This window comes from Armatimonas sp., from assembly GCF_031410135.1.
Taxonomy (GTDB): domain Bacteria; phylum Armatimonadota; class Armatimonadia; order Armatimonadales; family Armatimonadaceae; genus Armatimonas.
Genome location: NZ_JANNYP010000372.1, coordinates 1 through 9,690, shown reverse-complemented (window position 1 = coordinate 9,690; position 9,690 = coordinate 1). Strand labels below are relative to the sequence as shown.

Annotated in this window: 10 protein-coding genes; 6 read left to right on the top strand and 4 right to left on the bottom strand. The window is 59.0% G+C overall.

Going from position 1 to position 9,690, the window contains the following annotated elements; genetic code table 11:
• On the top strand, positions 1-468 hold a 468-nt coding region (locus tag RMO15_RS13635; protein WP_309713508.1), incomplete at its 5' end, for a PEP-CTERM sorting domain-containing protein.
• On the opposite strand, the gene RMO15_RS13630 is transcribed toward RMO15_RS13635, so the two are convergent.
• Genes RMO15_RS13630 through RMO15_RS13620 form a run of 3 tightly spaced genes read right to left on the bottom strand, consistent with a single transcriptional unit; the run spans position 454 to position 4,168 of the window.
• Positions 454-1,290 (bottom strand): hypothetical protein, encoded by an 837-nt coding sequence (locus RMO15_RS13630; RefSeq protein ID WP_309713505.1) that lies wholly within the window; start codon positions 1,288-1,290, stop codon positions 454-456. The genes RMO15_RS13635 and RMO15_RS13630 overlap by 15 nt on opposite strands.
• A gap of 41 nt (positions 1,291-1,331) precedes the next feature.
• On the bottom strand, positions 1,332-3,608 hold the full coding sequence (locus RMO15_RS13625) for a hypothetical protein (protein WP_309713501.1): 2,277 nt from the start codon (positions 3,606-3,608) through the stop codon (positions 1,332-1,334).
• Positions 3,605-4,168 carry an RNA polymerase sigma factor gene (locus RMO15_RS13620; RefSeq protein WP_309713498.1) on the bottom strand — a complete coding sequence of 188 codons (564 nt, stop codon included), beginning with the start codon at positions 4,166-4,168 and terminating at the stop codon, positions 3,605-3,607. The genes RMO15_RS13625 and RMO15_RS13620 overlap by 4 nt, the downstream gene beginning before the upstream one ends.
• Positions 4,169-4,391: 223 nt before the next feature.
• Here RMO15_RS13620 and uxaC point away from each other — a divergent pair, with 223 nt between their 5' ends.
• The 5 genes from uxaC (at position 4,392) to RMO15_RS13595 (ending at position 8,861) form a co-directional block, all read left to right on the top strand.
• A complete protein-coding gene (gene uxaC, locus RMO15_RS13615; RefSeq protein ID WP_309713495.1) occupies positions 4,392-5,798 on the top strand; it encodes a glucuronate isomerase in 1,407 nt (468 codons plus the stop codon).
• 10 nt (positions 5,799-5,808) lie between these two features.
• Positions 5,809-6,819 (top strand): agmatine deiminase family protein, encoded by a 1,011-nt coding sequence (locus RMO15_RS13610; protein ID WP_309713489.1) that lies wholly within the window; start codon positions 5,809-5,811, stop codon positions 6,817-6,819.
• Positions 6,816-7,976, top strand: a complete 1,161-nt coding sequence (locus tag RMO15_RS13605; protein WP_309713486.1) for an agmatine deiminase family protein — start codon at positions 6,816-6,818, stop codon at positions 7,974-7,976. The genes RMO15_RS13610 and RMO15_RS13605 overlap by 4 nt, the downstream gene beginning before the upstream one ends.
• Positions 7,973-8,305 (top strand): hypothetical protein, encoded by a 333-nt coding sequence (locus RMO15_RS13600; RefSeq protein WP_309713483.1) that lies wholly within the window; start codon positions 7,973-7,975, stop codon positions 8,303-8,305. Before RMO15_RS13605 ends, RMO15_RS13600 begins: the two co-directional genes overlap by 4 nt.
• A 109-nt stretch (positions 8,306-8,414) precedes the next feature.
• On the top strand, positions 8,415-8,861 hold the full coding sequence (locus tag RMO15_RS13595; RefSeq protein WP_309713480.1) for a hypothetical protein: 447 nt from the start codon (positions 8,415-8,417) through the stop codon (positions 8,859-8,861).
• A 28-nt stretch (positions 8,862-8,889) separates the two neighbouring features.
• Here the strand turns inward: RMO15_RS13595 and RMO15_RS13590 are convergent.
• On the bottom strand, positions 8,890-9,690 hold an 801-nt coding region (locus tag RMO15_RS13590), incomplete at its 5' end, for a hypothetical protein (protein WP_309713476.1).

Sequence of the window (9,690 nt, the reverse complement as noted above, 5' to 3'; positions counted from 1 at the left end):
ATTGCGGTAGGAAGTAGTTTTGGTACCGCAAATAGCTCTGAGCCAAATGCAGATACCTATGCTAAATTCGGTATAAACATAAACAATACCAGTGGCTATGTTGTACGTGACATATCAGGAAGTACCAATGGTGCAAATACGTTTACAGGTGCCAATACTTTCACTTGGATAGCAAATAACTCGGGGGCATCTACGACTTACTTGGCTCCTGATGGTTCCACAGAATCTATTGCGGATGACACTTGGGATCTGTGGGTTGGAACCTCAAAACAGCTCAACGACCGAGCCGCAACAACCCCAACACAAACCATCACGGATTTCAAATTTGGCTCAACCGGAACGTCCACGTTTAACGCTCAGTTCGACAACTTCGCCATCGCTGCAATCCCTGAGCCGACAACAATCATACTAATAGGTTTTGGCCTCTTCGGATTAACTCTGCGTCGTCGTCGGCTAGGAAGACGTTAGTGCAGCAGGTGCGGCTCCTCGGCCTCTGACCAACGCCAAAGCCAGCAGAGCCGCGATGTAGGGCAAGAGCTGGAGCAAGTCTGGAGGAAGGATTCGGGCAAATCCCGCGTTCTGGAGGGTTCCGACCAGCGCATCTCCAAGGGCAAAGAAAAGGGCTGCAGTTGCTGCACCCAGGGGACTCCAGCGCCCTAAAATCACGGCGGCCAGTGCGATGTAGCCGCGTCCCGAGGTCATGTTCTCGGTTATCTCCCCCATCCCCATGAGCGCCAGTAGCACGCCACCAAGTCCGGTGAGTGCCCCAGCGACCGTGACCGTGCCTAGCCGTAGCGCCTCGGGGTTGAGTCCGGCGGCACGCACCGCTTCGGGCTTCTCACCACACGCCCGCAGCCGCAGCCCCAGCGGCGTCTGAGCCACCACAAACGCCGCCAGTAGTACCAAAGTGAGTGCCAGAGGAATGCCGACCTCCGCGGGAAAGCGTGCTTGTGTGCTGAGCCCCACCTCCCCGTGAGCACGCAGCAGAAACGTCGTCAGGCCCAGCAACCCCAGATTGAGGCCCACGCCCGAGAGCACGGCAGGCACCCGGGCAAAGAGCACGAGGCTTGCATGGAGCGCCCCAACCAGAGCACCTGCCAGTAGCCCTGCCAGCAAACCCAGCCAGGAGCTACCCGTCGCACTTGCCACGGCCACGGCGGCATAGGCTCCCGCCAGAAGCTTTGCCTCCAGCCCTAGGGCGATCACCCCCACTCGCTCGGAGAGTGCCCCGCCCAGTGCTGCTAGCCCCAGAGGAGCCCAGAGTCGCAGAACCGCCGCCAGAAGATCCATACCCCCCATTATGCCACGGCGTTCACGGGGTGGCTATTTCTCTATTTCTCAGGGCGAGGGCCGTAGCGGTTGAAGCGCTGGTCTTCGGTGTAGACCAGAGGAGCGCCGGTTTGGGAGCGGCGCAGGCCCCGGTAGGAAAAGACAAGTTTTGGCTCTTCCTCAGTAGCGTTCATTGGGGTGTAGCGCACCTCAAAGCGGGCATCGCGCTGCCACTCAAGAGCGGGCCACTCCTGCGACGAGCTGGTGCTGTGGGCAAAAACATTGGAGAGAAAGCGCTCCTGGAGCTCAAAGCCCAGTGTGCTCAGCGGCACGCCACTCTCTAGTGCCTGCGTGCGCTGCGGTGCGCCGAGCGCCGCGAGCAAGCGCCAGTGCTCCTTGAGGCCCGTCACCCAGCGCCACTCACGAAGCTTACTGCGCTCTGTCAGGTACTGGGCATTGGCGCGGCTATCGAGCTGCTCGTCACTCAGGCGGGCGACCTCACAGAGCAGCTCGCTGCCCAGCGCTCCCTCGGACTTGCGGGCCTGCTCCCAGCGGGTAATCCAGCGGTTGGCGATCTCCTGCGGACGGCGGTTGAAGAAGTCCGTGGTGCGAAAGCGGAGCAGCCCACGCGCCTCGTCGGGGCTGGGCTTCTCGTAGCGCCAGCGCAGATTGAGCCCATCACTGACCTTGGAAAGCAGGGCATGGAGAGTTCCACCCGTGCTTTTATTGAGCAGCTCACTCGGATAGAGCCCGGTGAACGAGTCCCCCATCACGTCCATCCCCGTGAGTTGGTGGAATTTCTCCAAGAGCTCGCCCGTGGTGAGCTCGCCACTGGTCTTGGGGACTGTCGCCGTTTTACGTGCCAGAGCAGGCTCTTTAAGCAGCGCCGCGTTCTCTTTCGCATTGTCGGGCTTGTGCGACGGGCTCCGGCCCTCCGCAACAGGGGCATTGCAGACCATGTAGTTTTCGTTTGCGCCCTCGCCAAAGCCAAAGCCACTGCCCCCGTAGAGGCTCACCTGCCCCAGCTCGTCGCGCTTGAGCTGGAGCCAGGAGAGCGCCGTGGCACCGGGCAGAGTCGCGGGAGACTGCCCCTCGCCGGTTCGTGGCCCACGAGTGGACATATCGTCATTGACATTAACCTCGACTTTCCCATCGGCCCCGACAATCACGCGTCCCCGGTCTGCAAAAGCCGTAAGAACGCTCTGCGTGATCCCTGCCGGAAGCGCCTGCTCGCCGGGCTTCTTGGGGTTTGAGCTAAACTCCAGCTTCTTGCCCGCCTGGAGCGCCTTCATGTCGTCGGGGGAGAGCTGGTTGTAGAGGCGCATGGGGCCAGAGCTACGCATGGCCAGGTTCTGGAGCTGACGCTTCTTCGCCGGGTCATCGGTCTGATCCGCACGCGCTAAAAGCTGCTCCGGAGTCTCATTTTCATACTTCCCCAGACGACTCAACTCCTCATCAAGCGCCACCAGCGCATCGTGGGCGTCTTTGTTGCGTAGCTCCTCTTCGGCAAGACGCCCCCGGAGCGGCTGGGTCAGCCGGTACTTATAGGCCCCCTCGTCCCCCGTGCGCTCCCAGACAAAGCCGAAGATCGCACTCACTTGCCGCATCGTGTCGCGCAGAGAGCGCCCTGTGCAGAACACCGTGAGCTTGTCATCGGCAACCGCACGGCTTGCCTCCAGACTCACGCCGGTTTTCTCAGAAAGCTCCCGACAAAGATCCCCAAATGCCAGTGCCTTTGCGGCAAGTGTCACACGCTTCTGGAGACGTGTGTCCACGATCTGCGCCTCAGCCTTGGCTTGCTCCAGCGCCAGTGCCATCGCAGCAGAGGTCTCGGAAGCTACCAGCGGCACAGGCACGACGATAAACGAGCGCTGCTCCAGCACCTCAGGAGCCAGCGCGCTCGGCCCCTGCTCAACATTGATAAAGTGCAAGTCATCGGCGATGCCAAGGGGCCGCCGTATCGGGAGAGAAGCAGTGTATTTTACTTGCCTCTCCCCGCCTTTATTTATCCTCTCCCCGCCGCTGAAACGGCGACCCGCTCCGGCTTTCGCTCGTTCCTCGCTGCGAAGAGGGTGATTTGCTTGCGCTACAAACCCTTCGCGAAGCCGGAGGGTGGCGAGCCTAGGCGAGCCGGGAGGCAAAATTTGCGGTACGTTAACGGGCCGCAGGAAAAAGACAGTGCCTCCCATAAAGATGGCGGCGGTGGGTGCTAGCAAAAGCCAGGCACGGGAGTATGGTTTGGTCTGGCTCCGCCAGGTACGTAAGGCACGCTCGGTTGCCACTCCCGTGGGGCCAGTCGCTCCCTCGCCTAAAACATCCAGCCAGTCGTCGTTGCTCATCGTTCTTGCTCTCGCTCTTTCCGCCACCGGGCCAGCGCTTGCTTGCCCCGGTACAGCTCGTTGTCCACTTGTTTCTCGCGCAGCCCCAACCCCACCGCGATCTCCTTGACACTCCACCCCTCGGCCTCTTTCAAGACCAGCACGGCCCGCTGGCGATCCGTGAGAGCGGCCAGAGCTTCTTGCAGGAGCACACGATCCAGCACGGCTTTCTCCGTGTTGTCGTGGGCCACCCATCCTGCGGGAATCTCCTCGGTCTCGCGCCGCTTGCGCCGCTGCTGACCACAGGCATTGAGGGCGATGCGCACCAACCAGGTCTTGAGGCTCGCTCGTCCTAAGAAGCCACCGGGACGCGTGAGGCCACGAATCGCCTGCAAGAGCGCCTCTTGAACCGCGTCTTCGGCGTCCGCACGATTGCCCAGCACACCCAGGCAGACCCGAAAGAGCAGCGCCTCATGCGGCGTCAGCAGTGCCCCTAGGGCCTCGGAGTCCCCCGCCCGTGCCGCCGCCAGACGTAGCTTTTCGTCGTCCTGGTTTCTCTCTCGTGTGGCCGCAAAAAACATCACTGTTTACTTAGATGCACAAACCTCTCCAAATCCCTCATTATCAGCCGCCTGAAAGGCGGCGTCTGGTAGCGCGTCGCGCTGGTAAGCCCGTGCCGGGCTGGGGAACACATGGAATTGTAGCCCTGTACGGGCTTACCAGCCAAGGCACGAGGCTACCGGACGCCTCGTTCACGGGGCGGACAAAGCAGGAGATCAACCGGTTTCCCGAGAATAGTTGCCCATGAACTTAAACCCTGATCGCTGTTTTTCGCCCGAGCCTGCCCGCCGTGGGGTGGCCCGTACTCTCTATGCCGCGGTGAAAGACCTGCCGCTGGTCTGCCCACACGGCCATGTAGATCCCGCGCTCTTCTCCGACCCGGGCTATCGCTTCGGGAGCCCTGCCGAGCTGCTGCTTATCCCCGACCACTATGTCTTTCGGATGCTCTACTCCCAGGGAATCTCGCTGGAAGCCCAGGGCGTGCCTCGGCGCGATGGTGGCCCGACCGAGAGCGACCACCGCAAGATCTGGCAGGTGTTCTGCGAGCATTTTTATCTTTTTGCGGGAACCCCCAGCGGCCAGTGGCTGACGCAAGAGCTAGTCGAGGTCTTTGGGATCACCGAGAAGCCCAGCGCGGTCAATGCCTCGCGCCTCTACGACAGCATCGAGGCCAAGCTAGAGACCCCCGCGTTTCGGCCCCGTGCGCTCTTTGAGCACTTTAATATCGAGACTCTCTGCACCACCGATGCCGCCAGCGATCCGCTGAGCCATCATAAAACCATTCGCGAGTCCGATTGGAGCGGTAAGATTCTCCCGACCTTTCGTCCCGATGCGGTCGTGAACCTAGACGCGCTGGGCTGGCGGGAGAGTATCACGGCGCTGGAGAGCGCCAGTGGCGTGAGCATCACGAGCTATGCAAGTTTTCTCGAAGCGCTTCGCAACCGTCGGGCTTTCTTTAAGAGCCTTGGGGCAACGGCAACCGATCACGGTGCCTCCTACGGCGACACCACGCCGCTCTCGCCTTCGGAAGCGACAGTGGTCTTTGACCGGGCGCTGGCGGGGAAAACGGAGCCAAGCGACGGTGCCCGCTTTATAGCCCATATGCTCTTCACGCTCGCCGGAATGAGCGCCGACGATGGCCTGACGATGCAGCTTCATGTCGGCAGCTTCCGAAACCACAACCAAGGGCTCTTTGAGAAGTTTGGAGCGGACAAAGGGGCCGACATCCCGATGGCCGGAGAGTTCACCCGCAACTTACTTCCCCTGCTCAGTGCCTACGGCAACGATCCCAAGCTCTCGCTTATTCTCTTTACGCTCGATGAGACACTCTACTCGCGCGAGCTGGCACCGCTTGCAGGGCACTACCCAGCGCTGCACCTCGGACCGCCCTGGTGGTTCTTCGACAGCCGCCTCGGGATGCGCCGCTTTTTAGATAGCGTGGTCGAGACGGCGGGAGTCTACAATCTGGCAGGCTTCAACGACGACACCCGCGCCTTTTGCTCAATCCCCGCCCGCCACGATGTCTGGCGGCGCGTGGTCTCCGACTGGCTCGCCGGGCTGGTAGTTGAGCATCTCATAGATGAAGAAGACGCTGCCAGTATGGCATCGGCTCTTTGCTATACTCTCGCGAAAACTGCCTACCGGCTGTAAACTCTGTTTCATGGAAAACTGGCGAATGCCCGATGAGTCGGAGCCGCACCAACGAACCTGGATGGCGTTTGGGGCGAGCAAGAAAGTCTGGGGAGGGAAGCTCCTCCCCGAGGTGCAGCGCAACTTAGCGCTGATCGCACGGACGATTGCAAAGTACGAACCTGTAAGCATGCTCGTACGGGAAGACGACTACGAGCTGGCAAAGAAGCTCATTGGCGCGGCGCGGGTGGAGCTAGTGGAGTGCGAGCTTGACGATCTCTGGATGCGCGACACCGGCCCCGTTTTTGTGGTAGGTGCCAACGATGAAAAAGCCGCCATTGATTTTAACTTCAATGGCTGGGGTGAAAAACAGGCGTTTAACAAAGACGCACAAGTCGCTGGATTTATCACGGAGCATTCCGAAGTGGAGGCACTAGAAACGGAACTGGTGCTGGAGGGCGGCGGGATAGAAGTAGACGGCGAGGGAACCGCGATTATCAGTGAGAGCTGCGTGCTGAACGCAAACCGTAACCCTGGGGTCTCCAAAGCCAAGTGTGAAGCCGAGCTGAAGCGCCTGCTGGGGCTGGAGAAGATTATCTGGATTCCTGGCATCAAGGGCAAAGACATCACTGATGGCCATACGGACTTTTACGCACGCTTCGCCAGCCCCGGCGTTGTTTTGGCTGGCTACGATCCCGATCCCGAGTCTTATGACCATGCAGTCACTAAGAAAAATCTGAGCATCTTGAAGAGCGCAAAAGATGCCAAGGGGCGCACGCTCAAAGTGATCACACTGGAAGGGCCAAACAAAGTCCGCAAGACCTACGAAAATGACGAGTTCGCGGCGGGCTACATCGGTTTTTATGTCTGCAATGGAGCCGTGATCTCTCAAGAATTCGGCGACTCTAAGGCAGATAAAGCTGCCAAAGAGGCACTTCAGAAAGCCTTCCCCAAACGCGAAATTATTCAGCTCAATGTAGATGGCATTGCCGCAGGCGGCGGTAGTATCCACTGTACGACCCAACAGGAACCCAAACAATGACAATAACACAAACCATGACACGCAGACAGCTTCTTCAAATCACGAGCATTCTCACCGGAGCATCGCTCGTCGGCTGTGGCGGCGGTGGCCCCGAAGATAGTGCCTCACCAACTCCCACACCCGCCCCAACACCTGGCCCCGTTGCTCTTTGGCGAATGCCCGATGAGTCGGAGCCACACCAGCGAACGTGGATGGCATTTGGGGCAAGCGAGGTAGTCTGGGGAGCCACCCTCCTGCCAGAAGTGCAGCGAAATCTTGCGTTGATTGCCAGAACGATTTCCAAGTACGAACCCGTGACGATGCTCGTGAGAGAGAGCGAGGTGGCGACGGCTCAAGCGCTCCTCACAGGCTCGTCCGTTGAGCTTGTCACGGCTCCCCTAGATGACCTCTGGATGCGCGATACCGGCGCGACCTTTGTCCTCAATAAAAACAACACAAGCCAAAAAGCAGGTATCAAGCTCAACTTTAACGGTTGGGGCAATAAGCAAGCTTTCTCTCAGGATGCTAATGTCGCGGCTTTCATTACCCAACAAGCCAGTGCCAGCCTTTTAACCACCACTCTGGTTTTAGAGGGGGGGTGCATCGAAGTGGATGGTACCGGCACAGCGATTATCACAGAGAGCTGCGTGCTCAATGACAATCGTAACCCTAGCATCTCCAAAGCAGACTTCGAGGCAAAGCTTAAGCCCTTGCTGGGGCTGGAGAAGATTATCTGGCTGCCTGGCATCAAAGGCAAGGACATCACCGACGGCCACACGGATTTTTATGCCCGCTTTGCTCGCCCTGGAGTAGTGCTCGCAGGGTATGACTCGGACAATGCCTCCTACGATCATGCCGTTACAAAATCTCACCTTGATATTCTTCGCAGTGCCACCGATGCCCAGGGCCGTGTACTGGAAGTCATCGCACTCCAAGCACCAACCAAGTATCGAAAAACCTTTGAATCAAAATCTTTTGCGGCAGGCTACATCGGGTTCTATGTCTGCAATGGAGCGGTCATTGCCCAAGAGTTTGGGGATACCGAAGCAGATGCCACCACGAAAGATGCGCTCCAGCGGGCGTATCCAGGACGCATCATCGAGCAGCTCAATGTGGATGGCATCGCTGCGGGAGGCGGAAGCATCCACTGTAGCACTCAGCAGGAACCCAAACCATGACACGCCTGGAGAGAGCAGCGCACCTGAGCGCTATTGGCACCGCATTTCTTGCCGCCATTGGCCTCTGGGTGGCTGTACTGCAGATACGTGCCTCGGAGCAGACCCAGCGAGAAGCCTCCGCACGAGATGCCTACAAGGAGTACCTTAAGCTCGCCATGGAGAAGCCTGAGTTCGCCGAAGCACGACAAGGAAAAGCTATGGTCTCGCCTGCTGTGAAGGCTAGCTATGCCTGGTTTGTTGAGTACTTTCTCTATAGCGCCGAACAAATTCACACTTCCTTCCCCAATGATAGGGAATGGGAAAGCGCTCTCTCTGAGCAGATTTGCTAGCACCGTGTGTATCTTCAATCACCAGAGTATGCGCACGCCAGAGAGGCCCACTACGAACCCGAATTTACTGCCTTCATTAATAAAGCCCTAGAGACCTGCAAGTAAAAAAATGTTTACCCGAGAGGAATTTCTCACGCGTTGGCGATCCGAGTGTGGCGGAGAAGCTCCCGCACTTGAGGTCGTTTATTTTGGCTACAAAGACTTCACAGCACGAAACTCCGAGCAAGGAATCTCCATCATTCAAGGCAGACGCTCGGACTGCCCTGACCCGCTACGATTCTGGATCAAGGCCATGGAAGCACTCGACTGGCACCAGTCAGAGCCGTACTTCACTCGAAACGCGGAGTCCGTGGTCTGTGAGCCAATCACTCAGGCGGAGTTTGCCGCAACCGTGACCGACTACAGCAACGGCCTCATTCCCCCTCTGCCGACATTTATCCAGCAGCTCGACAGCTACGAGCAGGGCCTACGAATGCATGCCCAATGGAATAAGCAGAGCGTCTTTGCCCAGCTCCCTGAGGCATTTCTTCTTTACAGCTGGGGCACATCCGCTTAGCTCCCCCTAATTCTCCCGCTTGCGGGGGTTAGGGGGAAGTGGCACCAAAGTAGGTAATGGCGAGCTCTCCCGTGGTGGGATTTCCAGGAGCCGTGATCAGAAATCGGTAGGTTCCGTTTGCCGGAATTCGGGCACGCAGCACCACGGCGCGACCGCGCGGAGCCGTGGCAGCAGCGATTCCCCGGTTCTGGCGGTCGCGCAGCTCAACCAGCACACTGCCCTCGCCGTAGGTTCTCGTGAGCCGTGCGACAAGCTCGCTGCCTGCTTTTGCGGTGATTGTGATGGTGCGCTGCCCCTCACCAAGTCGCCCCGTGTCGAGGTCATTGGCGAACTCAAAGACTTGGGTGGTGGGGCGCGGCGTGCGGCGTCGCTTACGCTCTCGGGTTCTCTCAAGAGGCGCGTAAAACTCCCAGATACCGTAAGGAGCCGTGTCAGAAAGAGAGAGATGCAGGTTCCCTTGTGCATCGGTGGTCGGGCCAGGGAGTAAAATGCTGCCATCAAAGTCATTGCCCACGGGAGCCATCTGCTTTTTCTTCCAGCGGGTGGGCACGACAATCTCTCGTGGGCCACCGGGGCGCACAAAAACCGCAATCAGACCGCTCTCACGCTCCAGCGCTAAGACATCTTTGGTCGCGAGGAGCACGCTCTCTTTGCCCCAGCAGAGTGCGTTGTACAGACTTGTCAAATTTCGTAGCGTGCGCTGTAGCGAGTAAGGCCGTGTATCGGGACCGAGGTAGTCCAGGTGAAAAATACTGGGCTGACCGGCCATCGCCATCATCACGGCATAGGGCAGACCGCGCTTGTCTCGGGGGATGGGGCTGTCACGATC

Coding starts and splice junctions, on each gene's coding strand:
- RMO15_RS13630 (WP_309713505.1), bottom strand. CDS start 1,290: ATGGATCTTCTGGCGGCGGTTCTGCGACTCTGGGCTCCTCTGGGGCTA.
- RMO15_RS13610 (WP_309713489.1), top strand. CDS start 5,809: ATGGAAAACTGGCGAATGCCCGATGAGTCGGAGCCGCACCAACGAACC.
- uxaC (WP_309713495.1), top strand. CDS start 4,392: ATGAACTTAAACCCTGATCGCTGTTTTTCGCCCGAGCCTGCCCGCCGT.
- RMO15_RS13595 (WP_309713480.1), top strand. CDS start 8,415: ATGTTTACCCGAGAGGAATTTCTCACGCGTTGGCGATCCGAGTGTGGC.
- RMO15_RS13605 (WP_309713486.1), top strand. CDS start 6,816: ATGACAATAACACAAACCATGACACGCAGACAGCTTCTTCAAATCACG.
- RMO15_RS13625 (WP_309713501.1), bottom strand. CDS start 3,608: ATGAGCAACGACGACTGGCTGGATGTTTTAGGCGAGGGAGCGACTGGC.
- RMO15_RS13620 (WP_309713498.1), bottom strand. CDS start 4,168: ATGTTTTTTGCGGCCACACGAGAGAGAAACCAGGACGACGAAAAGCTA.
- RMO15_RS13600 (WP_309713483.1), top strand. CDS start 7,973: ATGACACGCCTGGAGAGAGCAGCGCACCTGAGCGCTATTGGCACCGCA.